Here is a 23,815-nt window from a genome sequence, read left to right on the forward strand (position 1 = left end):
CGTGGTCGCCCCTACAGAAACCCCATCCACGAACCATGAGCTACGAGCCACGAACCACGAACCACGGGATTCCCACAAGCGGGCCGCCTTTACAGGACGGCCCCTACGAGCCACGAACCACGAGCCACGAACCACGAGCCACGAGCCACTAAAAAAGCGGCTGTCTTCAAAGGACAGCCGCTTTTTCCTATTTCCCTTCGTAATAATACCGCGTCCACATGACGACTTCCGACAGGGACGGGTGAGGCGTCATGGTTTCGCTGAAGGTATAGACCGATTTGGGGTCGAGGGTCCGCGTCAGCGGTTTGGCCCGCAAGGCCTGGGCCGTAGGCGATGCAATGTCTTCATGGATCGGATGGATGACGTGGGTGCCGCTCATGAGGTTATTGATGAAAGGCTGGATGAGGATGGACGCTTCGGGGCCGATGATGTGGGCGCCGAGGATGAATTTCGTCTTCTTGTCGACGACCAGTTTGATGAAGCCGTCGTCTTCGTCACCCGGTTCATAGCCCATGGCGTAGCCTTTGGCCGATGATGAATAGTGGTTGATGGCCCGTTCGACGTCGTAGCCTTTCTTCAGGGCCTGGTCTTCCGTCAGGCCGACGTGAGCCGCTTCAGGATAGGTGTAGGTGACGGCCGGTACTGCATCGTAATCGGCCCAGCGCCATGTTTCCGGGGCGTTTCCGGAAAAGAGGTTGTGCGCCAGGATTTCCGCTTCGTAATTGGCCTTGTGGCGGAAGGGGGCCATGCCGTTGACGTCGCCCAGGGCCCAGATATTCTCAGCCGTCGTTTCCAGAAATTCGTTCGTTTCGATGTAGCCGCGCTTGTCCAGGCGGACGTCGGTATTTTCCAGGTGCAGCAGTTCCGTCATGGGCCGGATGCCCGGGGCGACCAGGATTTCTTCAGCTGCCACTTCGCCTTCTTCGCCGGTCGTGCGGTCGCGGAAGGACAAGACCTTCAGGCCGTCGCGCTGGCTGACGGAAACCGTGTCTTTATTGAGGCGGATATCCATGCCGTAACGCTGGAACTGCTTGAGGATGAACGCCGATACAGCCGGGTCTTCCTTGGGTAAGAGGCGGACATTGTGCTGGACCATAGTGACCTTGGTGCCAGCCGCATCGAAGACGTGGGCGAATTCACAGCCAATCGGGCCGCCGCCGATGATGATCAGGCTCTGGTAGGGCTTTTTCGGATATGACGGGCCAAAGAACGATTCCGACGTCACATAGCCCGCTTCTGCCAGGCCCGGCAGGGCGGGGATATTCGTCCGGCCGCCAGTGGCGATGAGAACCTTGTCGCCCGTCAAGGTGGCGCTGGTGCCGTCATTCAAGGCGATGGCGACCGTGTGATTGTCGACGAAAGACGCCGTGCCGTTGAAGGTGTCGACGTTGGGGAACTGGTCATAATAACCTTGAATGGCCGGGCTTTCATCGATCTTTTCCCACAACCGCTTCGATAACATATCCCAGTCCAGGCGGACGTTGTCAGCCAAGACGCCGATGCGGCTCCCTTCGCGGATCTCGCGGATGCGGTTGGCCGCCGTGACCATGACCTTTGTCGGAATACAGCCGCGGTTCAGACAAGTCCCGCCGAACCGGCCCCGTTCAATGACAGCCACCTGCAAGCCCTGGGCCAGGGCCGCATCAGTCACAATGTTGGCTGCCCCCGTGCCGATGACAATGACATCATATTTCTTCATAAGATAACGCTCCTTTATATGTAACAAAAATATTAAATACAACCTTTTTAGTATAGTATAAGCGAAAGCGGCCTTTTTGACAAGGCCGTATGAGATGATAGCCACGAACCACGGACCACGAAAACCCCACAAGCGGGCCGCCTTTACAGGACGGCCCCTACAAATCACGAGCCACGAACCACGAGCCACGAAAACCCCCTTTACACAACTGGCCGGGTATAGTATAATAGCTATGTCGTACGGGTGCTCGGTGTCTCGATGACTCCGACGATCACTTAGCACTTTGCGAATAGATTCAATTTTTTTACACATGGAGGAAAGATACAATGTTAAGCGTAGAAGAAAAAAAAGCAATCGTAGCTAAATTTGGTGCCAATGAAAACGATACGGGTTCTCCGGAAGTACAGATCGCGCTCCTCACGAGCCGCATCATCTATTTGACGGAACATCTCCGCAGCCACAAAAAGGACCATGCATCCCGCCGCGGCTTGTTGAAACTCGTCGGCCAGCGCCGTAACTTGCTCGGTTACTTGCAGAAACACGATCTCGACCGTTATCGTGCTATTCTCGAAAAATTGAACTTGCGTAAATAATCTCGCATATTGTGGGGCTGATGCTGATGTGACTGCATCAGCCTCTTTTTTCAGGACACAGGGTGGTAGGTTGTAGCCTGGGTATATCGCCGATGTTCCCGGACTAGTGCCTATCACCTGTGAATTCAAGGAGGTAACAATGGAAGAACAGAAATTCCAAATGGATTTCGCCGGCCGCCCGCTGGTAATTGAAGTCGGTAAACTGGCTAAGCAGGCCAGCGGTGCCGCATTGGTCCGTTATGGTGACACCGCCGTTTTCGTCACGGCTACGGGCTCGAAAGAAGCGCGTGAAGACGCAGACTTTTTCCCGCTCACCGTCGATTATGAAGAAAAGATGTACTCCGTCGGCAAGATTCCCGGCGGCTTCATCAAACGCGAAGGCAAACCGCCTGAATCGGCAACCCTTTTTGCCCGCCTCATCGACCGTCCGATCCGTCCGCTCTTCCCGAAGACATACCGTCATGACGTCCACGTCGTGGCTTATGATTTCTGCGTAGACCATGACAACGCTCCGGAAATCGCCGCTATGATCGGTGCCTCCGTATCGCTGTGCATGTCCCACATTCCCTTTGCCGGCCCGATTGCCGGTGTCCGCGTCGGCCGCGTCGATGGCCAGTTCGTCATCAACCCGACCGTCGCCCAGAGCGAACAGAGCGATATGGACATCGTCGTCGCCGGTACGAAAGACGCCATCCTCATGGTTGAAGGCGGCGCTCACGAAATCCCGGAAGAACAGGTCCTGGATGCCATCATGTTCGCCCATGAAGAAATCAAGAAAGTCGTCGAATTCCAGCTCGGCTTCCTCGACAAGATTTCCGTACCGAAACAGGAATTCGTCGAAAAAGAACCGCCGGCAGATATCGTCGAAGCCGTCCATGCTTATGGCGAAGAAGCCATGAAGACGGCTATCTTCACGGCTGACAAAGTCGAACGCGAAGAAAAGATGGACGCTGTCGAAGCCGATATTTATGAACACTTTGCCGACATTTATCCGGACAACGCCGATGATGTCGCTGAAATCACGCAGAAAATGATCAAGGAAATCGTCCGCCACATGATCGCCGTCGACAAGATCCGTCCTGACGGCCGCCGTGTCGACGAAGTCCGTCCGGTCAGCTGCGAAGTCGGTCTCTTTGCCCGCACTCACGGCACTGGCTTGTTCACCCGCGGCCAGACGCAGATTATGAGCTTCTGCACGTTGGCACCGCTGTCGGAATGCCAGCATATTGATGGCGTCGGCTTGGAAACGGATCGCCGCTACATGCACCACTATAATTTCCCGTCCTTCTGCGTCGGCGAAACGAAGTCGTCCCGCGGTCCTGGCCGTCGTGAAATCGGCCACGGCAAATTGGCAGAACGCGCATTGACCCAGGTCATGCCCAGTGAAGAAGAATTCCCCTACGCTATCCGCGTCGTATCGGAAGTCCTCGAATCGAATGGCTCCAGCTCCATGGGCAGTGTCTGCGGCAGCACCTTGGCCTTGATGGATGCAGGCGTACCAATCAAAGCGCCTGTTGCCGGCGTCGCCATGGGCTTGGTTACTAAAGGTGATGACTTCACCATCCTGACGGATATCCAGGGCATGGAAGATGCTTTGGGCGACATGGACTTTAAAGTCGCCGGCACTATGAAAGGTGTCACGGCTATCCAGATGGATATCAAGATCAAAGGCCTCAGCCGTGAAATCCTGGCCCAGGCTTTGAAACAGGCCCACGAAGGCCGCATGCACATCATGGGCAAGATGCTGCAGGTCATCAACGAACCGCGAAAGGAGCTCTCTCCGTATGCTCCGCGCATCATCTCCATGCACATCAAGCCGGATAAGATCCGCGACGTCATCGGGCCGGGCGGCAAGATGATCAAACAGATTACCGAAGAAACAGGCGCTAAGATCGACATCGACGATTCGGGCCTGGTATACATTGCCGCTGTCGACGGCGAAAGCGGCCAGAAAGCCAAAGAATGGATTGAAAAACTGACGGAAGACGTTGAAGTCGGCAAGACCTACGTCGGCAAAGTCACGCGCATCATGAACTTCGGCGCCTTCGTCGAAGTCCTGCCGGGCAAAGAAGGGCTGGTCCACATTTCCCAGCTGGCCAAGGAACGCGTCGAAAAAGTCGAAGACGTCGTCCACGTCGGCGATGAAATCATGGTCAAATGCGTCGAAATCGACAGCCAGGGCCGGGTCAACTTGTCCCGCAAAGCCCTCTTGGGTGGCGGCGACGAAGGCCCGTCCCATCGCAGCCGGGGTCCCCGCGGCGGTCATAACAGCCACGACCGCCAGAAACGGTAAGGCTTATGGCAGGCAGAGGATTTGAAATCATCACGGCCTATGAAGGCTGTGACATCCATCTTCCCGTCCGCAAGACGGCCAAGAGTGCTGGCTACGATTTGGAAGCGGCAGAAACGACGGTCCTGGCACCGCATGCCGTCACCGTCGTGCCGACAGGATTGAAAGCCTTTATGGAAGACGATGAATATTTATCTATCTTCATCCGCTCCAGCCTGGCTTTCAAGAAAGGCCTTATGCTGGCCAACAGCACGGGCATCGTCGACAGCGATTACTATAACAATGCCGACAATGAAGGGCACATCATGATTGCCTATTATAATACGAACGATCAGGCCTACACCTTGGAAAAGGGCGAACGCATCGGCCAGGGCATCTTCATGAAGTACCTGACCGTCAACGACGACGCTGCCAGCGGTATCCGCACGGGCGGTATCGGCAGCACGGGAAAGTAAAAAGTGAAAATGAGATAATATACCTATCTGGAGGGTTTTGCCTCCCCTGATAGGGGAGGTGGCCCAACGGGCCGGAAGGGTTGCACTGAAAAAAACAACCTCTCAGCCAGCCTGCGGCTGCCAGCTCCCCTATTAGGGGAGCCTTTTTTTGAAAGGATGATGAATCAAGTGAGTATCAGCAAGGAAACACTCGTTTCTCGTAAAGAAATCATGAAGGGCCGGGTCCTCCACGTTACGGTCGATACCGTTTCCATCGACGACGGCCAGGGCGGCGAAAAGAAGACGGCCACGCGCGAAGCGGTCTGGCATTTCGGCGCCTGCGCCATCCTGCCGCTGACCGATGACGGCAAGATCATCCTCGTCCGCCAGTACCGTTACGCAGCGGCTCAGGCCATGCTGGAAGTGCCGGCCGGGAAGATCGAACACGACGGCGAATCACCCGATTACTGCGCGGCCCGGGAACTGGAAGAAGAAGCCGGCGTCACGGCTTCGGAAATCCTGCCCTTAGGCTATACGTATACGTCGCCGGGCTTCTGCAGTGAACGGATTTATCTCTATCTGGCCCGAGGGCTCCAGAAAGGGAAGCAGCACCTCGATGATGACGAGTTCATGAACATCGAATACTATACGCCCAAGGAAATGGAAGACCTCATCGACCAGAACGAAATCACCGATGCCAAGACCATCGCAGCCTTTGAAAAAGCCCGCAAATATCTGCCGGGATTATAAGGAGGGAATTTTATGAAATTCAATCGTATCATCGTTATCGTCACGGACAGCGTCGGCGCCGGCGCTGCACCGGACGCTGAAAAATTTGGCGACAAAGGAGCCGATACGTACGGCCACATCGATGCCAATGTACCTTTGAGCGTGCCCAATCTGCGCCGTCTGGGCTTGGGCCGCGTGGCTCATATCCATGCCGAAGCAACAGACGTCATCGGCTCATATGGCCTCATGCAGGAAATCTCGGCCGGCAAGGATACGACCAGCGGCCATTGGGAATTCATGGGCAACCCCGTAGAAAATCCCTTCCCGACGTTTCCCGACGCCTTCCCGCCGGATTTGTTGAAAGCCTTTACGGAAAAGACGGGCTACGGCTACATCGGCAACGAAATCGCGTCGGGTACGGAAATCATCGAACGCCTGGGGCCGGAACACTTCCGGACGGGCCTGCCCATCGTCTATACGTCGGCAGACAGCGTTTTCCAGATTGCCGCTCACAACGATGTCATTCCCTTGGAAGAATTGTACCGCATCTGCGACATTACGCGCCGCGAAGTCTGCGTCGGCCCTTATGAAGTAGGGCGCATCATCGCCCGGCCTTTCGTCGGGACCCAGGGCCACTTCGTCCGCACCGGCGACCGCCGCGACTACAGCCGGCTGCCCAAGCGGAAAATGGTCTTTTCCTACTTGTCCGAAGCGGGCTATGCCGTCGTCGGCGTCGGCAAGATCGGCGACATCTATGCCCATATCGGCCTGACCGAATCGTACCATACGGCCAATAACCATGAAGACATGGAAGCCTTGCGGACTCAGCTGGCAGTCCATCGGAAGGATAAGGGCCTGCTCATGGCCAACTTCGTCGACTTTGACAGCATGTACGGCCACCGCCGCAACGTCAAAGGCTATGCGGACTGCCTGGAAGCTTTTGACCAGGAACTGGGCCAGCTCTTGACAGAAATCCATGACGACGAACTGCTGGTCATCACGTCGGACCACGGCAACGACCCGACATGGCATGGCACAGACCATACGCGTGAACGGGTACCGCTCCTGGTCTACAGCCCGGCTCTGAAGGCTTCTGTCGACTTGGGTATCCGCCAGACCTATGCCGATTTGGGCATGACGATCATGGATAATTTTGGACTGACAGGCCTTGAATTCGGTACCAGCTTTTTATCAGAACTGAGGTGATCCTATGTGGCCCATCGACTGCATCGAACACAAGCGGGACGGCAAAGTCCTGACTAAAGAGGAAATTACGCGCTTCATCGACGATTATACGGCCGGCCGCATCGCTGACTATCAGGCCGCAGCCTGGCTCATGGCCATCTATTTCCAGGGCATGACCTATGAAGAAACGAAGGAACTGACCCTGGCTATGGCTCATTCCGGCGATATGGTCGATTTGTCGTCCATTCCGGGCATCAAAGTCGACAAGCACAGCACCGGCGGCATTGCCGATACGACGACGCTCATCGTGGCGCCGTTGGTAGCGGCAGCCGGCGTCCCCGTGGCCAAGATGAGCGGCCGCGGCCTGGGATTTACCGGCGGTACGGCGGATAAACTGGAATCCATCCCCGGCTTCCACGTTGTCCTGCCGGAAGAAACCTTCCTGGAACAGGTGCGCCGCATCGGCTTGTCCCTCATCACCCAGTCCGGCGAAATCGCGCCGGCGGATAAACTGCTCTATGCCCTGCGCGACGCGACGGCGACCGTTGAGAGCATCCCCCTCATTGCCAGCTCGATCATGAGCAAGAAAATCGCTTCCGGTGCCGACGCCATCGTCCTCGATGTCAAGTACGGTGACGGCGCCTTCATGAAGACCAAAGAACGGGCGCGGGAACTGGCTAAGACCATGGTCGGTATCGGCAATCTCGCCGGCCGGCCGACGCGGGCTGTCGTCACCTCCATGGAAGCGCCTCTCGGCACGGCCATCGGCAACTGCCTGGAAGTCGATGAAGCCGTCGAAGCCCTCTCCGGTAAAGGCGGCCGCCGCCTGATGGAAGTCGTCGAAGCCATCGGCGCCCAGATGCTCCTCGTCGGCGGCAAAGTAAGAGACGAAGGGGAAGGGCGGGCCCTGATTCGGGACCTCGTCGCGTCCGGCAAAGGCCTGGCGAAATTCAGAGAATTCGTCAAAGCCCAGGGCGGCAGCACATCGTGGATTGGCAAGCGGCCCCTCACCAAGGCACCCCAAGTCTTTACGGCGGTCTGCACCGATGAAGGCTACATCACGCGCATCGACGGCCGGGCCCTCGGTGAAATTGCCATGGCCATGGGCGCCGGCCGGGCCCGCAAAGAAGACAAAATCGACCCGATGGTCGGCATCCGCCTGTTCAAGGAACTCTACGACCCGGTCCGTCCTGGCGAAGCCTTGTTCACCCTGTACGGCAAGGAAGGCGCCGATATGATGGCCCTGGCCCAGCAGGTCGCCGACCACATCATCGTCACGCCCGACCAGGCAGACACCATCGAACCCGTCGTCAGTGAAGTGATAGTATAAAGTTTGTAGTTTGTAGTTTACAGTGTAGGGGCGCCCATGCGGGGCGCCCGCCTGAAAGGATGTCCATGAAAGAATTACGCCATATCCCCGTCCAGAAGGGGAAAACCTATGACATATCCATTGCCCGCCTGGGTACCAGTGGCGAAGGCGTCGGCCGTTACGAAGGCTTTACGATCTTCGTGCCCTTCGCCTTGCCAGGCGAACAGGTCCGGGCCCGCATTACCCTGGTGAAGAAAAATTATGCCACAGCGGCTTTAGTCGAGGTCTTGAAGCCTTCGCCGGACCGGATTCAGCCCCAGTGTCCCGTCTACGACCGTTGCGGCGGCTGTCAACTCCAGCACCTCAGTTATGAAGGAGAATTGAAGGAAAAGCGCCAGCAAGTCCGGGATGCCCTGGAACGCATCGGTCACTTGCAACATATCGATGTCTTGCCGACTTTAGGCGCTAACACGCCTTGGCATTACCGCAACAAGATGCAGTTTCCCGTCGCCGCTGCCGGAAAGGGGAAAGTCGCCATCGGCTGTTTTGCTGCGGCTACGCACGAAGTCATCGACGTGACGGACTGCGCCATCCAGAAAGAAGGCAACAACGCCATCGTCGCCGTCGTCCGCCAGTGGATGAAGGACTTCAAGATTCCCGCCTATGACGAAGACGCCCGGACGGGCATCGTCCGCCACATCATGGGCCGCGTCGGCGTCCATACCGGCGAAATCATGGTCTGCCTGATCACGGCCTGCGATATGGTGCCACACATGAAAGATTTGGTCCAGCGCCTGCGCCGGGATATCCCTGGTCTGACCAGCGTCGTCCAGAACGTCAACAAGCGCCATACTAACGTCATCTTAGGGCCCAAAACGAAGACCGTCTACGGCAAAGGGACCATCCACGACTCCATCGGCCCTTTGACCTTCCACATTTCAGCGCAGTCCTTCTTCCAGGTCAACAGCGAACAGGCCCAGCGCCTCTATGAAACGGCCCTCGATTTCGCCGACCTCAAAGGCGGGGAAACCGTGGCCGATGTCTACTGCGGCACCGGGACCATCACCCTGTTCCTGGCCCAGAAAGCCAAACAAGTCTACGGCATCGAAATCGTCGCCCCGGCTATTCGTGACGCCGTTCGCAATGCCAAAGACAACCACGTCGGCAACGCCCAGTTCATCTTAGGCGATGCTATCTATAAATTGCCGGAACTCATCAAAAACGGCATCCGTCCCGACGTCATCGTCCTCGACCCGCCCCGGGCCGGCTGCGGTGAACCCGTCCTCAAAGCCATCGCCCAGAGCAAACCCAAACGCGTCGTCTACGTCTCCTGCAATCCGGCCACCCTGGCCCGCGACCTGGCCTACCTGGACCAGCACGGCTACCATACCGCTAAAGTACAGCCTGTAGACATGTTCCCGCGGACCCACCATGTTGAGTCAGTAGCATTGATGTCAAGAGAAGAAAAATAGGCGAAAATCCCGTATTTACGGGCTTTTTCGGATATTGATTATTTAGGTCCATATTTGTAAAATGGCCTGTAAAACTGTGTTTTTAGCACACCATGGATGAAGATTTTCTACCTCGGGGCTTCAATATGGATGTTAAAATGGGGAAATTCCAGGTTGGGGCTTTAAGATGGATGTGAAAAAATTCAATATAAGACAGAATAAGAGCAGGCGCCCCATCACTTGGTGGAGCGCCTGCTCTTATTCGTTTGCCAGAACGTAAAATCATTTCATGTCCTTCTTATATAGCAAATTATTATATATGACACTAAATTGTGATTAAAATTACTCTAATTTGCAAATAAAAAACATAAATGATAAAATTAAATAAATATTATCGTGATATTTATTGTTGGGAGGGCAGTTTATGAAAAGTATTAAAAAAATTCCATTAATTGTAGCAACGGCATGTATGATTTGCTTACCTTTTTGTACGAGTCATGCAATTACTTACATTCCAAGTTCAGAATCAGATGGTTCCTATGAAGCGGGTCAAGCTGCCGGATCTCTTTTAGGAGCGTTGTTTAGTCGGAATCGTCGACCTCATATTAATGTGCATAAGCAGTATGTATACGCAGGGAGCAACGGTTCCTCTGCTTTCTACATAGACTTATCATCTGCTAAATCTATAAAGAAGACAGATACATTCAAATTGGCATCGGCTGATTTTATTTATGTTGATTATACGAAAGAACAAATTTATAAGATAAAAAATCATATTTCATACGATGTAAGTAGCCAAGTTGCTAGAGTTTCTTTAGCCTCAATGAGCACATTCGATTATAAAGGAAAATTGTTACAGGGGCCTGCAGAGGGAAATGGTCAATTTTCAGATGTAAATCCGCAAGGTCCTACGGCTGCTGCTGTGAATACGGTTTATAACAAGCTGTATGGGATGGCTTTCTATTATGATTCTTCGATTCCCGTATTAACAAAAACAGGTGCCTTGGTTGATTAAAGGATGTGATTTATATGTCAGTGCGACTAAATAAATTAAGTATTTTTTTTCTTGTGTGTGTAGTGTTTTTTTCTTTTACATTACAGGCATTTGCTGCTGAAAAACTAGATCAAAAATATATGGGCTTAGGAGATTTAACATGGGGGAGACCTCTTTATGATATTGAAGGCGAATATGATGTTAAATTCGTAAATAAAAGAACATCAAGTATAGCGTCGACTTCTGTAGAAACCTATTTAATTAGAATTCCAGAAGCCAATGGAAACATGTGTTTTTATGGGCCGCTTGTAGCTTCTGCTGAGTTTGCGAATGGAAAATTGTTTGCTATAATTATCCCTTTTAAGGGTTATGATGACGAACTCTACAAATTGACCGAAAAATTTGGTCACCCACCATATGGAGATAGTTCTAATACAGTAGGCTGGCGTGGTGAACGTATATTGATTTTCTTAAAACGGGAACAAAGTGATTTTGATGGCACTTTAATATTAATAATGCCAGGAGCACAAGATTTTCTTTATAAATAAACTATTTGTAATAGGAGGATAATTAATATGAAGAAAATACTCGTTTTAATAAGTATGTTGTTCATTCTTGTAAGCGCGAATGCATACGCTTCTTGGGAATATATGGGCAATGACTCTTCTGGGAATCAAGAGTATATATTGCCAGAAAGTTCACAAGTTATAAAATTTACACCTAAACAATTTGAATGGACAGTACAAGTAAAAGAAATATATAGTCGTGAAGGAAAAAGTGATCTTATTAGTAATTATGCGTTAAAAGGCGTTAAAATCAAAGGTATCGAATTAGCGGATTACGAAATTAAGACTTATCATTTTAAAGCCTGGAAAGATCAAGTAGGGTTTAGAGTGGATAATTCCTATGGATACAACAATAATGGTTATCAAGTATGTACCTTTAAAGGGTGGTACAGTTTTGAGCCTTTTGAATCGAGATCTCTTGTTGGTTTATTTTCATACAGAGCATTAAATTATTTGGAAACTTTGAACAATATTGACTATTTTAAAATTTTAATAGAGAACAATAAAAAATAAATTGCGTAAAAAATTCATGAATTATAAAGGAGAAATTTTATGAAAAGAATTGCATTAATTCTAGGATTGATTCTCGCCTTATTTACTTTTTCTGCTGGCGCTTCTGCATGTCCGTATTGTGGAGCTCCAGGTTATTTCACAGGGGAAAGAGGAAACAATTATAGTAATTCGTGGGATGTATATCAATGTTCGAATGGTCATCGATATGATGTCCCTAATACTCTTTCTGGCAGTACTTCTGGCCCAAGAAATAATTGTCCGTATTGTGGAGCTCCAGCTTATTTTACAGGGGAAAGAGGAAATAATTACGGCAATTGGTGGGATGTATACCAATGTTCGAATGGGCATCGATATAATGTTCCTGACTAAAAATATTAACTAGGCGTGGGCGTACTAAGTTGGTTTGATGCAATAAAAAATTAGACGATTTATAGAAAAGCGATGAACCTATGAAAAGATTTGCTCATAAGTTCATCGCTCTTTTACATTATAAAAATACACTTATACCGTAACTTCGATGCCGGATTTAAATTTGACTAGAAAATGGTCGGGAAATATGGTGATTTTCTCGATGATTTTCCGAATGGTAATTTCGTTAAATTCTGTGATCTGCGTAGGATGTTCTCTAATGAATTTTTTCAAGTCTTCGAGGCGTTTGATATTTGCCTGCTGGCTCAGATTATTTTGTTCAGCTTCTTCCTGTTGTTCCCGAAGGCGAAAGATTTCATTGGCAATGGCATTATAGTTCTGGCGATTCGTAGCATGCTGAATGAGCTCTTGCTGTAATTCGTCCAGGCGTTTTTGGATACATTCTGGTGAAAGTGTATCGTTTTTTATAATGGTCTTGGTGATGTTTTTCTGCATCTGCAGCAAGAAGGTGTGGCTATCAGAAAGTATGTGGTTCATGGCCTTCATTGTGATTTCCTTCAGTAGATTTTCGTTCACTGTTCGATTGGTACAGTTTATCTCGGCGCCTCTTGGATCTAGGCGGCTGATGCAGCGCCAGACGATAGATTTGTGACCTCGATTGTTCCAATGGACGCGACGGTACAATTCGCCGCAAACGCCGCAGTAGGTAATTTGGGCAAAACAGTTATTACTGGAAAAACTATGCCTTTGGCCGGAAGGGCTGATATGGACAATGCGACGGCGAACTAACTCAGCTTGTACCTGGAGAAATATGTCTTTAGGAATAATGGCCTCATGATCATTTTCAACATAGTATTGCGGGACGAAACCGTTATTCTTGACACGTTTTTTGGTGAGAAAATCGACGGTATATGTTTTTTGCAAAAGCGCATCACCCATATACTTTTCGTTCCGCAAGATTTTATTAATCGTACTGTCATGCCATTTTTTTCGTCCGGCGCCAGTGAGGATGCCATCTGCTTCTAAATGCTTTCCTATTTTTTTCATACTATAGCCTTCGAGGTATTCGCGATAAATGCGCTTGACGACTTCTGCTTGTTCCGGATCGATGATAAGATGGCCGTTTTCGTCTTTGGTATAACCGAGAAAATGTTTATGATTGACCTGTACTTTACCTTGCTGGTAACGGTACTGGAGGCCTAGCTTTACATTTTGGGAAAGAGATTCTGATTCTTGCTGGGCTAAACTGGCCATGATGGTGATCAGCACTTCACCTTTGGCGTCCATCGTGTTGATGGATTCTTTTTCAAAAAGGACTGGAATATTTTTTTCTTTAAGCTGACGGATGTATTTCAGGCAATCGAGGGTATTGCGGGCGAAGCGGCTGATGGACTTGGTGATGATCATGTCGATGTTGCCAGCCATACATTCCTGGATCATACGGTTGAATTCATTGCGCTTTTTCGTGTTTGTACCCGAAATGCCGTCATCAGCAAAGATGCCGGCGAGAACCCAATCCGGATGGCTGCTGATGAATTCTTTGTAATGCGAAACTTGCGTTTCATAACTTGTTTCTTGTTCATCCGAATCGGTACTGACCCGGCAGTAGGCAGCTACACGCAGCTTCTTTTGTTCCGGTTCTTTTTCGATATTTCCCATGCGTTTTCTGGCGGGGATGATCATAACTTTTTTCATTATATTGCCTCGCTTTCAATGAGACTATAGAGATATTCTGCCTGCAGCCTCGGATCGTCATAGTGTTCTTCTGCCTTATCGAAGGTCTCCTGATCGATGATGGCCGGGTAGAAATCGTCGCCGAGGTAATGCCTGTTTTGCATCAGGCGCTTTGCCGAGCTGTGGTAGGTCTCGATCCCTGCCTCGATGGCCGCTTTTGACTGTGCCATCCCAGCAAAGTAATTCTCATAAAGTTTCCTGATCTTAGCGGCTTCTTCTTCGTGAATCACAGCGCAGCCGTTTTCGATTCTGTAGCCGTATGGTGTGTGCCCCATGTTCTCACTTCCTTTCCCTGAGCGTCAGACCGCATTTGAGCTCGAAGCGGATGTCATTTCTGGAATGTACGATGATCCGCTTTACAAACCTTTCAAAAAGATCGACGTCGAACTCGTGCAGCATGGCACTCTTTTCCGCAAAGTGCATCAGCGCCGTGGCTTCGGTGACCTTTGTCACATCCCCGGAGACCGTATTCTTTAGTGCGTCGATCTCATCCCGGAAGGTGTCCGCCTGCGAGAGCAGCTCGTTCGTCTCCTGACTGTAGAGCACCGGGTCGATGATGCCTTGCGTCATGAGCTTGGTGAGCGTTTCTCTCTTCTCGGTGTTCTGCGTCAGCAGGGTCTGTATCTGTTGAATGCGCCGGAGAGAATCATCTGTCGACACATTCTTAATTGCTTCCAAGTAGGGCTTCAGGATCAGCCGATGTGAGAAGATCAGCTTGTTCATCATTGTGATGAATGCCAGCTTCAGAGCCTCATCCTTCACAAAAAGCATGTGGCATCTGTTCTTATCCACGATGTGGGTGTTGCAGCACCATGCAGCGTATTTGTATCCGGTGCAGCTGTGAATCCGGCGCTTGAAGGTGTCGTCGCATTCTCCGCAGATGATTTTTCCGGAGAAAACGTAGCGGTTCTGGTATTTTTCGGTGCCTTTGACGACACCTTTCTCTGACGCCCGCTGTTTCACAAAAGCCTGTGCCGCTTCAAAATCCTCCCGACTGATGATCGGCTCGTGGTGATCCCTGACCATGTACTGCGCCTGCTCACCGTGGTTGCTATGCCGGACAAATTGTGAATCCGAGTAGGTTTTCTGGAAAAGGCAGTCGCCGACGTACTTTTCGTTTGAAAGCATCCCGCGAATGGTCGTGGCCGTCCATCGTCCGCCTCGCTTGGAAGGAACACCGCGCTGGTTCAGGTCATCCGCAATGGCGTGTGTGCCTTTGCCGGAGAGCAGGGCTGTGAAGATTTCCTTAACCACAGCCGCCTGTTCCGGATTGACGACCATCTGCTCACCATTCCAGTCGTAACCGTAGGGCGGGTAACTGCATTTGAAGGTTCCATTCTCGAAGCGCTTTTGGATTGACCATTTGCTGTTTTCCGAAATGGAAACTGACTCGCCTTCGGCCATGCTGGAGAGGATCGCCAGAAAAAGCTCGCTCTCCATCGAGCCGGTGTTGATGTTTTCTTTTTCAAAGAAAATGGGAATGCGCAGGGCGAGCAGCTTTCTAACCAGCTCTAAGCAGTCTGTTGTATTCCTACTGAAGCGGCTGATGGACTTTGTGATGATGAAATCCACCTTACCGGCCTTGCAGTCGTCGATGAGCCTCAAAAGCTCCGGACGCTTATCCTTCTTGGTGCCGGTGATGCCTTCGTCGTAGTAGAGGCCTGCAAACTCCCAGTCATCACGGGAAGTGATGTAATTTTCGTAGTGAGTTTTCTGAGCCTCAAGGCTTTCAAGCTGTGCATCGGAATCCGTAGAGACGCGGCAGTAAGCGGCTACCTTGATCTTCTTGAGCTTCACTTTTGCGCTCGTCGCTTGCTCTATTTTCGTTACTTTTCTCAAGGGAACTCCTCCTTTCCGTACGTCTATACATCACTCTAAAACGGCTACATATCAAGGTATTTTTGGCATTATTTCCGCGAACAGAGGGGAGAAAGTTTCCCGATTGATGGCGGTTAATTTGTTGAATTCAGCCACAGAAATCAGGCCGTCATCAAGCATGCCTTTTGCGATGTCCTGTGCCCGGCGATAGTCCAGATCACCCTGAATCCGCTCTTGCGTGAAATATCCAGATTGAGCATTTGTGTTTTCGTTTGGCATAACATATCCACCTCCAGTTTCCACTGGAGATTGGCGGGCGTTTTGAGCGGAGGATTTTTCACATAAACTAAAAAAGCCTGCGGGTATTCCGAAGAACACTCGCAGGCATAGCAGATTGGATATTTAGTTATTTCACTCTGATCTTCCAGCCGGTCAGGATGAGGTTGACGTTTTTTGATAAGTGTCGGGTTGAGCTTCTGGATTGCGAGGCCTGCGTGGATAGCGCGGTAGATTGTCGGAACGCTGACGAGATGGCAGTCATGCCCAGTGGCACATAGGCTCCCTTTTTGTTATAGGTAGTTCTCTTCAAACACCATTATAGCAAAGAAGTCTATGTGTCATTTTAATTTGGTTGTCTAGGAGCTGTTATCGATAGGTGTGCGGAGTTGATCGCCCAATTGGTCGCGGAGCCGGAAAATCTCATCAGCGATGGCATTGTATGGCTCTGATGTGGCGGTTGATAGAGTAAATATATTTCTCTATCAGCCGTTTTTTTGCTTATAAGTATTGACATATCGTGAAATATGGATATAATAAATGTATGGATAAGATTGAAATTTTTAAAGCACTATCAAATGAAACCCGGCTCAATATTATTGAGTGGTTGAAGGAACCGGAGAAAAACTTTCCGCCGCAGGGAGGTCATTTTGATGATATGGTGGATCTGAAAGGCGGTGTGTGTGTTGGAAGCATCCGCGACAAAGCCGGGATATCACAGTCAACCGTATCTCATTACCTAGATATGCTGCAAAAAGCAGGCTTGCTTCTTTCCGAAAGGCACGGAAAGTGGACATATTACAGACGGAATGAAGAGACTCTCGCTGCGCTGGCAGACTACTTCGGTCACGAAATTTAAGTTGTGCATAGATTAGACGGGATGAAGATCCCGTTTAATTTAAACCATCACATATCGACAAAGCGAGACATAAAGATATATAGAAACGAGGAGGAATTCGTATGCATTTTTCATGTGGAATCGTCAGACCGCCTTATGAGGCTGGTTCCTGTTTTTTACAAGTAACGTCGGGTTGTTCGCATAATAAGTGCCGCTTTTGCACCTTTTACAAGGAAGCACCTTTTTCCGTATCTCCGGAGAGTGAGATACGGGAAGATCTTCAGGAGATCCGGGATTCCGGATGGGAGGTAAAGCGGATTTTTCTGCAGGGGGCAGATCCGTTCCTGCTGAGCTACGACAGGCTTAAAAGAATCATGGACCTGATAAAAGAATACCTGCCCTGGGGTGTTTCCGTCGGCGGATATGGCAGGGTGGATAGTGTAAGGAACAAGTCTGTAGGTGAGCTGAAGTCGTTGAAAGAGATGGGATACGACATGATCGTATTCGGAATCGAGTCGGGCGATGATGCTGTCCTCGATAAGATGAACAAGGGCTATCATGCCAGTGATATAGTGGAACAGCTCTCCAAGCTGGATGAAGCAGGAATGCATTATTCCGTCATCTTCTTATACGGACTGGGAGGCCATGATTATGGTATGGGGCATGCCATTAAAACGGCAGAAGTGTTGAACCATCTGTCGCCCGTCAGGGTGCTGGCTTCCGGACTCTCCATCTTCCCTGATACGCCGCTTATGGAAGAAGTGAGAAGGGGTGAGTTCGTAGAGGCTACAGAGACAGAAAAGATACAGGAACTGTATACCTTTGTGAAGACGCTTGATATCCACACGCTGCTGGATGCGACGAATGTCTCCAACATGATGCCGGTATATGGACATCTTCCAGAGGACAAAGAGAAGATACTGGCGATGCTCAAACAGGGTGCAGACGAACAGGGGGAAGAGCGATTGCGGATGCGAAGAGACAGCATGAGAAGCCTGTGACCAGGATAAAAAGGCGGTATTTAGCACATCCGGAATTGGAAGTAACGGCGTTATTATAACTTCAAACTCAAAAAGCGCTGTCTTCATGCGACAGCGCTTTTTTCGGACTCAAATGCGGCGTTCCGCACGCCGTTCGTCATAAATTCCGGCTGTGCATAGGATTCACACGGGGCAGAAAGGCTTTGGGCGTCCCCTATGAAATCGCATACTGGTGATGGAAAAGAACGCAGATTGCAAAAAAACGGCCATATAAGAATATTTCTATGTTGCAAATACGACGGATGACCTTGCCGCTATCTGTTATACTCAAGATGTTCCAAGAAACCAACGCATGAAAATAGATTATGCGAGAAAAGGAAGCGATACTATGATTACGAAAGACATGACTTTAGCTGACGTTGTAAAAGCTCATCCGAATACGATTGGATTCCTGAATGGATTGCATCTTGATTACTGCTGCGGCGGACATGATCCTATTGCCATGGCTGTCCGTGAAAAGGGTCTGGACGTGGATAAATTCCTGGCCGAACTCAATCAGGCAGCTGCCAAAAAGGCGACGCAGCGGGACGTCCATGATGATATCGAAGCGTTCAAGACGCTTAAAGTCACGGAGATGCTTGACGATTTGGAAGCGACGCATCACGTGACAGACCGCAGACTCATGGCTGAAACAGAAGAACTCCTCAACAAGATTCTCATCGTCCATTATCCGCATCATGGTAAAATGCTCACGCGCCTCCATCATCTCTATGCCGGCCTGAAAGCAGAACTGGAAGAACATTTTGCCAAGGAAGAACAGCTCGTGTTCCCGTTGATGCGCCAGCATCCGCATCCGGACAGCCAGACGCTGTCACTTATCCAGGACCTGGAAACGGAGCACACCGGTGCCGGCGACGTCATCAAAGAAATCCAGGAACTGACGGATAACTTCACGCCGCCAGCAGATGCTTGCCCGACCTTCCGCCACACGTATGTTGTCATGGAACAGCTCTTTGACGACATCTTCATCCATATCTTCAAGGAAAACTCCATCGCCTTCCCTGAATACGCCGAACAAGTCTAACGATAAGAAAAAATCACCTGTTCCAACGGTCTGATTCGGATCTTTGAGACAGGTGATTTTTATATTTTAGAAAGACTGAGCTCAAGCAGTGGAATGACAGGCCTTTGTCAAAGATGGTATAATGGGATAACTGAAAGGGGGGCTATGCTTGCCATTTTATACTTATGCGTATGTCGAAAGTCAGGCCCATGTGAGCTACTGGTTCCAGTATGGACTGATTTTTTTTATTTTAGCGGCACTAGTCATCATCAGCATCAAATATATGCGTAACCGCTTGCGGACGAAGTATCGCGACTTGAGTATCATCCTGCTGCTCATCGGTATTTTCCTGTGCGGTACGAACTGGGATAGTTTCAGCCGCCAGCGGGAAACTACGGAAAACACGTCTAAAATGACGGCTTTTTTGGATACCTTCAGCGATAACATGACGTTGTCGAAGTCGGACTTAGCCGTCAATTCCCTGCGCCTGCAAAACGGGATGCTGGTCAAAGTGCGCGATGATTATTATCGCATCGATTTTACGAATGATTATACAGCCTATCGCATCAACCGTGTCTATTTGATCCATAAAAAAATTAAGCTTGTCGACGTTTCGAAATAGGAGGGCCTATGTTTCCATATTCCATGGTTTTTGCTAAATTAGGATTGGGCTTATTGGCCCTTATTTTACAAATTAATTTGTTAGGCAAAAGGAACCTGGCACCGTCATCGGCACTGGACCAGATCCAGAATTATGTCCTTGGCGGCATCATCGGCGGTGTCATCTATAATGATACGGTCAGCATCATCCAGTTTCTCATGATTCTCGTCGTCTGGACAATCCTGGTCATGGTCCTGAAATTCTTGAAAGCGAACAGCCGGCTGGTGAAGATCCTCGTCGATGGCAAACCGGTTATCCTGATCGAACAGGGCGAATTACAGACTGAAACGTGCCTGCGCTATGGCATCCAGGCTTTTGAACTGCAAATGAAGCTGCGCGCTGCCGGTGTCCAGCGGATTCAGGATGTAAAGCGCGCTGTCCTCGAACAGAACGGCCAGCTGACCGTTGTTCAGATGGGGGAAAAGAATATCCGCTTCCCGTTGATTGCCGATGGACAAGTGAACCCCGATGTATTGAAACTCATCGATAAAGACGAGGCCTGGCTGAACCAGGAATTACACCGTCAAGGCTATGAACCGCGAGACATTTTCCTGGCAGAATATCTGGACGGGCAGGTCCTGCTGTACCCATATCCGCCGGAATCGGGGACCAAGAAAGGCTGACTGCTGCACCTTGTTTGGAAGATGAGGTATATTGAACCTCTCCCGCTTATAGAAGCGGGAGATTCTTGAGAAGATTGCGGTTTAAGTTTCCTCCTAAAATCAGGATAGCCTTATTCTCAAAGGGCTGTCCAAAAGCCTCTTACACAGTCCCTCGAAATCGAAGTTCTGCTTACTTTTACGGAGTATGTTGGCGGCGCCGTTGATGTCGGCATTGGCCGTCCTGCCGTCAGCGAAACGGTACAGGCCGCGCCGGATATTTCAATTCATGGTTTGCGGCATACCCATGCTTCTATTTTACTCTTTGCCGGGGTTTCCATTGCCAGTGTAGCTCGACGATTAGGTCATGCGGCACTTTGTTACGCTGGTCATGTATTTTGCAGAAAATCTACTGACTGCTATCACGGCAAGAAACATGGTATAATGAAAGAAAAATGTCAGAAAGAAGTGGAATCTATGATTAAACGTTGTAATCATGACTGTGATTTTTCTTGTCAGCAGTCAGAAGATCAGAAGATGCGTGTCATTGTTGAAGAGCATGAGAAATTGTCACCGAATCTTATTTTTGAAATCATCCGCCACGATGGCGAGCTGGAATTGGAACGGCCGGCCTGGCCTTTGATTTTGTCAGCCTTGGCGGCAGGCTTGATGATTTCGTTTTCGTTTTATTTCCGCTCTATCATCCATGTCTATGTCGGCCAGGCTCCCTGGACGGGGGCGATTACGGGCTTCGGCTATACGACGGGGTTCTTGATCGTCATTCTCGGGCGATTGCAGCTTTTTACGGAAAATACGATTACGACGGTCATTCCTGTCTTCCGCGTACCTTGCTGGGAAAATTTTCGGAAACTTCTGCGCTTGTGGGGCATCGTCTTCGGCGCCAATATCGTCGGTACAGCCATTGCGGCGCTTTTCATGTCCAGCCCGGTCTTTACGACGCCGGAAATTACGCAGTGTCTCCTGACCGTGTCGCATCACATCATGGCGCCGGACGCGATGGACAACATCATGCGCGGCATCCCGGCAGGTATGCTCATCGCCGCTATTGTCTGGATCATGCCTATGTCGCGGAGCTTCGCTTTCTTTACGATTTTGACCTTTACCTATTTCATCTCCATCGGCAACTTTGCCCATGTCGTCGTCGGCTCTTGTGAAGCCGCCTATGACGTCCTCATGGGTGGCTCTGATTTGTACGATTATTTCTTCCGCTTCCTCCTGCCGACAGGCCTGGGCAATATCATCGGCGGCACTGGTGTCTTTACGCTCCTCGTGTCAGCCCAGGTACGCAGTGAAAATGGGAAGCAGCTCGATTGAGGAACTGAAATGAAATCTGTCGTTTCCGTATTCAAAGAGAATCTGGTACTTGTCCTGGCGGTAGTGGCGGCATCGGTGTCGATGCTGGCCGTACCGCCTTCGGCGTCCTATGCCGGGTATATCAATGTGCCTGTACTGGCTATTTTGTTCTGCCTCATGGTCGTCATCGGCGGTTTGCGGGAAAGCGGTGTCTTTGCGGCCGTGCTGGCGCGTCTCTTGCTCCGACTGGGGACGATGCGCCAACTGGCGGCGGTCCTGGTCTTTGCCTGTTTTTTTGTCAGTATGTGGGTGACCAACGATGTGGCGCTCTTGACCTTTGTGCCTTTTTCCCTGATGGCCCTGCCGAAAGTGGCCAGTGAGAAGCAAATGGCGCTTGTCATCGTCCTCCAGACGCTGGCGGCCAATCTGGGTAGTATGTGTACGCCCGTAGGCAATCCGCAGAACTTGTATCTTTATTTTTACTACGCCATGGATCTGTCCTCGTTTCTGCTGTTGCTCCTGCCCTATACCCTGGTATCCTTCCTGTTGCTGGCGCTGTCCCTGTTCCGCTTGCCGGGAACGCCGATTCCCATTTCCGTGCGGCTGGCAGCCCGGCGGACACGGAATCTGCCTGTATTGGCTCCGTCGCGGCAGCTCTGGATTTTGGGCGGGATGTTTTTCCTTTCCCTGCTCGCTGTGGCGCATGTGCTCGACTATCGTCTGGCCCTGGCCTTTGTCGTGGTCATCACGGCCCTGACGCGGCCCCAGTATTTCCGTTATGCTGATTACCGGCTTTTGGGTACCTTTGTGGCCTTTTTTATCCTCGTAGGCAATCTGAGCCAGCTGTCTGGCTTCAGGGACCTGTTGACGGGATATCTGGACGGTCATGAGTTCCTCATGGCCCTTTTGGCAAGCCAGGTCATCAGCAATGTGCCGGCCGCCGTCCTCCTGTCGGGGTTTACTGATGATGCGGCGGCTTTGCTGCTGGGAACCGATATCGGAGGCCTGGGGACGCTGGTCGCCTCCATGGCCAGTCTCATTTCCTATGGCATGTACGTCCGGGCCTGTCCCCGACAGCAGGCAGGGTATCTGAAACTATTCACCCAGCTCAACCTGGCCTACCTGCTGGTACTGGTCCTGATTGCCTGGCTCTGTCATCAGCTGGGGGTATGACGGGTGCTGGCGAATCGTATTGACGGAAAGGGAAGAACATGTTAGAATGATGCTAATTTTATAGGAACACCGCTTCTGTCACCGGACAGGAGAAATGAGGTGTCTGGGAGTTGTCGTAGGTACGGCATGATTACATGCTATAAGACAATTCCTGGACACCTCTGTTTTTTTAGGAGGGATTATCATGATTCAAATGCATATGCAGCAGGGGCTTTCACAGGATGCCCGGATTATCCGGCAGGAGGTATTTGTAGAAGAACAAGGATTTCACCATGAGTTTGATGAAATCGACTCAAGGGCCTGGCATCTGGTATTATATGAAAATGAGCAGGCCGCTGGCTGCTGCCGTTTCTTTTCATCTGACCAGCCGGGAGTGTATATCCTGGGACGACTGGCCGTGCGGAAGTCCTTCCGGGGCAGGCAGTACGGGGAGCAACTGGTACGGGAAGCGGAAGCCTGGCTGCGCGGCCGCCAGGTGAAACGGCTGGCCTTGTCAGCTCAGGTCCGGGTACGTCCCTTTTATGAAAAATTAGGATTTACCGCATCGGGTGACGAATATCTGGATGAGTATTGTCCTCACATCCATATGGAAAAGGAGCTGGGAAAATGAGTCTGACCTACTGGATTCCCTTTTTCATCGTTGTCCTTGGTAACATAGGCTATCATATGGTAGCCAAGGCGACGCCGACAGCAGCCCCGCCTTTTCTGGCCCTCAGCGTGACTTATCTAGTCAGTTTTCTCCTGTGTGCTGCTGCTTACGTGGTGACCGGACCTTCTCTGCGGCAGGATCTGTCGGCCTTAAACTGGGCGAGTGCTGCCTGGGGACTGACGCTGGTCGCCGTCGAATTTGGCTACATCCTATTATACCGGGCTGGCTGGAAAATCAGTATGGCCTCCCTCCTGGCTAATGTCAGCGTAGCGCTCCTTTTAGCAGGCATCGGCGTCCTGCTGTATAAAGACGTCCTGATGCCCCGGCAGATCATCGGCATCATCCTGTGCCTGGCCGGCGTCTTTTTCCTGCGACCCTAAAAAGATAGGGCCTTGGGGGATGAACGAAATTATGGAACTAGCTTATGCAAGGGTGCTCACGTGCCTTTTCGGGCCTGGTGGGAATGGGTCATTAATGGAAAATGAGATGAGGGAGACTTGGCAGGCGTTTCGATGCTTCCCAGTCAACTGCAGCCGCCGTAGTCCGGCCCAGTGACTGCTCAATAGCGGCCCGAAGAA

At 50.7% G+C, this 23,815-nt stretch carries 25 protein-coding genes; 20 read left to right on the forward strand and 5 right to left on the reverse strand.

Going from position 1 to position 23,815, the window contains the following annotated elements:
* Window positions 1-187: 187 nt before the first annotated feature.
* Window positions 188-1,699, reverse strand: a complete 1,512-nt coding sequence (locus C6362_RS09030; RefSeq protein ID WP_014016967.1) for a dihydrolipoyl dehydrogenase family protein — start codon at window positions 1,697-1,699, stop codon at window positions 188-190.
* 326 nt (window positions 1,700-2,025) lie between these two features.
* On the opposite strand from C6362_RS09030, the gene rpsO reads away from it, so the two are divergent.
* From rpsO to C6362_RS11825, 11 genes are all read left to right on the forward strand, one after another.
* Entirely contained in the window at window positions 2,026-2,292 is a 267-nt protein-coding gene (gene rpsO, locus C6362_RS09035) for a 30S ribosomal protein S15 (protein ID WP_014016966.1), read from the forward strand.
* Window positions 2,293-2,431: 139 nt separating this feature from the next.
* A complete protein-coding gene (gene pnp / locus C6362_RS09040) occupies window positions 2,432-4,585 on the forward strand; it encodes a polyribonucleotide nucleotidyltransferase (RefSeq protein ID WP_014016965.1) in 2,154 nt (717 codons plus the stop codon).
* A gap of 5 nt (window positions 4,586-4,590) precedes the next feature.
* The gene (locus C6362_RS09045; RefSeq protein ID WP_014016964.1) at window positions 4,591-5,037 is read left to right on the forward strand and encodes a dCTP deaminase/dUTPase family protein; all 447 of its coding nucleotides are present in this window, start codon (window positions 4,591-4,593) and stop codon (window positions 5,035-5,037) included.
* 168 nt (window positions 5,038-5,205) lie between these two features.
* Entirely contained in the window at window positions 5,206-5,766 is a 561-nt protein-coding gene (locus C6362_RS09050; protein ID WP_041647312.1) for an NUDIX hydrolase, read from the forward strand.
* A 12-nt stretch (window positions 5,767-5,778) separates the two neighbouring features.
* Window positions 5,779-6,951, forward strand: coding sequence for a phosphopentomutase (locus C6362_RS09055; protein WP_014016962.1), 1,173 nt, complete (start codon window positions 5,779-5,781; stop codon window positions 6,949-6,951).
* A 4-nt stretch (window positions 6,952-6,955) separates the two neighbouring features.
* Window positions 6,956-8,260, forward strand: coding sequence for a thymidine phosphorylase (locus C6362_RS09060; RefSeq protein WP_014016961.1), 1,305 nt, complete (start codon window positions 6,956-6,958; stop codon window positions 8,258-8,260).
* Between the two features lie 65 nt (window positions 8,261-8,325).
* Window positions 8,326-9,711: a 23S rRNA (uracil(1939)-C(5))-methyltransferase RlmD gene (gene rlmD / locus C6362_RS09065; RefSeq protein ID WP_014016960.1), complete on the forward strand. Its 1,386-nt coding sequence runs from the start codon at window positions 8,326-8,328 to the stop codon at window positions 9,709-9,711.
* A gap of 403 nt (window positions 9,712-10,114) precedes the next feature.
* Complete coding sequence (locus C6362_RS09070) at window positions 10,115-10,705, forward strand: hypothetical protein (RefSeq protein ID WP_014016959.1); 591 nt, start codon at window positions 10,115-10,117, stop codon at window positions 10,703-10,705.
* A gap of 14 nt (window positions 10,706-10,719) precedes the next feature.
* Window positions 10,720-11,232: a hypothetical protein gene (locus C6362_RS09075; RefSeq protein WP_014016958.1), complete on the forward strand. Its 513-nt coding sequence runs from the start codon at window positions 10,720-10,722 to the stop codon at window positions 11,230-11,232.
* Between the two features lie 27 nt (window positions 11,233-11,259).
* Entirely contained in the window at window positions 11,260-11,763 is a 504-nt protein-coding gene (locus tag C6362_RS09080) for a hypothetical protein (RefSeq protein WP_014016957.1), read from the forward strand.
* A gap of 39 nt (window positions 11,764-11,802) precedes the next feature.
* A complete protein-coding gene (locus C6362_RS11825; protein ID WP_157868813.1) occupies window positions 11,803-12,132 on the forward strand; it encodes a hypothetical protein in 330 nt (109 codons plus the stop codon).
* Window positions 12,133-12,264: 132 nt separating this feature from the next.
* Here the strand turns inward: C6362_RS11825 and C6362_RS09090 are convergent, their stop codons facing one another.
* Genes C6362_RS09090 through C6362_RS09105 form a run of 4 tightly spaced genes read right to left on the reverse strand, consistent with a single transcriptional unit; the run spans window position 12,265 to window position 15,963 of the window.
* Window positions 12,265-13,827, reverse strand: a complete 1,563-nt coding sequence (locus C6362_RS09090; protein WP_014016956.1) for a recombinase family protein — start codon at window positions 13,825-13,827, stop codon at window positions 12,265-12,267.
* Window positions 13,827-14,141: an integrase gene (locus C6362_RS09095; protein ID WP_014016955.1), complete on the reverse strand. Its 315-nt coding sequence runs from the start codon at window positions 14,139-14,141 to the stop codon at window positions 13,827-13,829. Before C6362_RS09095 ends, C6362_RS09090 begins: the two co-directional genes overlap by 1 nt.
* 4 nt (window positions 14,142-14,145) lie before the next feature.
* Window positions 14,146-15,705, reverse strand: a complete 1,560-nt coding sequence (locus C6362_RS09100; protein ID WP_014016954.1) for a recombinase family protein — start codon at window positions 15,703-15,705, stop codon at window positions 14,146-14,148.
* Between the two features lie 51 nt (window positions 15,706-15,756).
* Window positions 15,757-15,963, reverse strand: coding sequence for an SHOCT domain-containing protein (locus tag C6362_RS09105; protein WP_014016953.1), 207 nt, complete (start codon window positions 15,961-15,963; stop codon window positions 15,757-15,759).
* Between the two features lie 541 nt (window positions 15,964-16,504).
* Here C6362_RS09105 and C6362_RS09110 point away from each other — a divergent pair.
* The 9 genes from C6362_RS09110 (at window position 16,505) to C6362_RS09155 (ending at window position 23,617) form a co-directional block, all read left to right on the forward strand.
* Entirely contained in the window at window positions 16,505-16,819 is a 315-nt protein-coding gene (locus C6362_RS09110; RefSeq protein ID WP_041647307.1) for an ArsR/SmtB family transcription factor, read from the forward strand.
* 101 nt (window positions 16,820-16,920) lie between these two features.
* Window positions 16,921-17,799, forward strand: coding sequence for a radical SAM protein (locus tag C6362_RS09115; RefSeq protein WP_014016952.1), 879 nt, complete (start codon window positions 16,921-16,923; stop codon window positions 17,797-17,799).
* Window positions 17,800-18,166: 367 nt separating this feature from the next.
* Window positions 18,167-18,862, forward strand: a complete 696-nt coding sequence (locus C6362_RS09120; protein ID WP_014016951.1) for a DUF542 domain-containing protein — start codon at window positions 18,167-18,169, stop codon at window positions 18,860-18,862.
* 148 nt (window positions 18,863-19,010) lie between these two features.
* Window positions 19,011-19,463, forward strand: a complete 453-nt coding sequence (locus C6362_RS09125; protein ID WP_014016950.1) for a DUF3290 domain-containing protein — start codon at window positions 19,011-19,013, stop codon at window positions 19,461-19,463.
* A gap of 8 nt (window positions 19,464-19,471) precedes the next feature.
* The gene (locus C6362_RS09130; RefSeq protein ID WP_014016949.1) at window positions 19,472-20,125 is read left to right on the forward strand and encodes a DUF421 domain-containing protein; all 654 of its coding nucleotides are present in this window, start codon (window positions 19,472-19,474) and stop codon (window positions 20,123-20,125) included.
* Between the two features lie 453 nt (window positions 20,126-20,578).
* Window positions 20,579-21,436, forward strand: coding sequence for a formate/nitrite transporter family protein (locus tag C6362_RS09140; RefSeq protein WP_014016948.1), 858 nt, complete (start codon window positions 20,579-20,581; stop codon window positions 21,434-21,436).
* Window positions 21,437-21,445: 9 nt separating this feature from the next.
* The gene (locus C6362_RS09145; RefSeq protein WP_014016947.1) at window positions 21,446-22,588 is read left to right on the forward strand and encodes an SLC13 family permease; all 1,143 of its coding nucleotides are present in this window, start codon (window positions 21,446-21,448) and stop codon (window positions 22,586-22,588) included.
* Window positions 22,589-22,772: 184 nt separating this feature from the next.
* Window positions 22,773-23,198 carry a GNAT family N-acetyltransferase gene (locus C6362_RS09150; RefSeq protein WP_014016946.1) on the forward strand — a complete coding sequence of 142 codons (426 nt, stop codon included), beginning with the start codon at window positions 22,773-22,775 and terminating at the stop codon, window positions 23,196-23,198.
* A complete protein-coding gene (locus tag C6362_RS09155; protein WP_014016945.1) occupies window positions 23,195-23,617 on the forward strand; it encodes a hypothetical protein in 423 nt (140 codons plus the stop codon). Before C6362_RS09150 ends, C6362_RS09155 begins: the two co-directional genes overlap by 4 nt.
* Window positions 23,618-23,815 lie beyond the last annotated feature (198 nt).

The sequence above is a fragment of the Megasphaera elsdenii DSM 20460 genome (assembly GCF_003010495.1).
GTDB classification, from domain to species: domain Bacteria; phylum Bacillota; class Negativicutes; order Veillonellales; family Megasphaeraceae; genus Megasphaera; species Megasphaera elsdenii.

Excerpts from the sequence above, each read along its gene's own strand:
- C6362_RS09075 (WP_014016958.1), top strand. The coding sequence starts at position 10,720 with ATGTCAGTGCGACTAAATAAATTAAGTATTTTTTTTCTTGTGTGTGTA.
- C6362_RS09120 (WP_014016951.1), top strand. The coding sequence starts at position 18,167 with ATGATTACGAAAGACATGACTTTAGCTGACGTTGTAAAAGCTCATCCG.
- C6362_RS09090 (WP_014016956.1), bottom strand. The coding sequence starts at position 13,827 with ATGAAAAAAGTTATGATCATCCCCGCCAGAAAACGCATGGGAAATATC.
- C6362_RS09060 (WP_014016961.1), top strand. The coding sequence starts at position 6,956 with ATGTGGCCCATCGACTGCATCGAACACAAGCGGGACGGCAAAGTCCTG.
- C6362_RS09070 (WP_014016959.1), top strand. The coding sequence starts at position 10,115 with ATGAAAAGTATTAAAAAAATTCCATTAATTGTAGCAACGGCATGTATG.
- C6362_RS09030 (WP_014016967.1), bottom strand. The coding sequence starts at position 1,699 with ATGAAGAAATATGATGTCATTGTCATCGGCACGGGGGCAGCCAACATT.
- C6362_RS09095 (WP_014016955.1), bottom strand. The coding sequence starts at position 14,141 with ATGGGGCACACACCATACGGCTACAGAATCGAAAACGGCTGCGCTGTG.
- C6362_RS09130 (WP_014016949.1), top strand. The coding sequence starts at position 19,472 with ATGTTTCCATATTCCATGGTTTTTGCTAAATTAGGATTGGGCTTATTG.
- C6362_RS09110 (WP_041647307.1), top strand. The coding sequence starts at position 16,505 with ATGGATAAGATTGAAATTTTTAAAGCACTATCAAATGAAACCCGGCTC.
- C6362_RS09115 (WP_014016952.1), top strand. The coding sequence starts at position 16,921 with ATGCATTTTTCATGTGGAATCGTCAGACCGCCTTATGAGGCTGGTTCC.
- pnp (WP_014016965.1), top strand. The coding sequence starts at position 2,432 with ATGGAAGAACAGAAATTCCAAATGGATTTCGCCGGCCGCCCGCTGGTA.
- rpsO (WP_014016966.1), top strand. The coding sequence starts at position 2,026 with ATGTTAAGCGTAGAAGAAAAAAAAGCAATCGTAGCTAAATTTGGTGCC.
- C6362_RS09045 (WP_014016964.1), top strand. The coding sequence starts at position 4,591 with ATGGCAGGCAGAGGATTTGAAATCATCACGGCCTATGAAGGCTGTGAC.
- C6362_RS09055 (WP_014016962.1), top strand. The coding sequence starts at position 5,779 with ATGAAATTCAATCGTATCATCGTTATCGTCACGGACAGCGTCGGCGCC.
- C6362_RS09105 (WP_014016953.1), bottom strand. The coding sequence starts at position 15,963 with ATGCCAAACGAAAACACAAATGCTCAATCTGGATATTTCACGCAAGAG.
- C6362_RS09150 (WP_014016946.1), top strand. The coding sequence starts at position 22,773 with ATGATTCAAATGCATATGCAGCAGGGGCTTTCACAGGATGCCCGGATT.
- rlmD (WP_014016960.1), top strand. The coding sequence starts at position 8,326 with ATGAAAGAATTACGCCATATCCCCGTCCAGAAGGGGAAAACCTATGAC.
- C6362_RS11825 (WP_157868813.1), top strand. The coding sequence starts at position 11,803 with ATGAAAAGAATTGCATTAATTCTAGGATTGATTCTCGCCTTATTTACT.
- C6362_RS09080 (WP_014016957.1), top strand. The coding sequence starts at position 11,260 with ATGAAGAAAATACTCGTTTTAATAAGTATGTTGTTCATTCTTGTAAGC.
- C6362_RS09140 (WP_014016948.1), top strand. The coding sequence starts at position 20,579 with ATGATTAAACGTTGTAATCATGACTGTGATTTTTCTTGTCAGCAGTCA.
- C6362_RS09145 (WP_014016947.1), top strand. The coding sequence starts at position 21,446 with ATGAAATCTGTCGTTTCCGTATTCAAAGAGAATCTGGTACTTGTCCTG.
- C6362_RS09155 (WP_014016945.1), top strand. The coding sequence starts at position 23,195 with ATGAGTCTGACCTACTGGATTCCCTTTTTCATCGTTGTCCTTGGTAAC.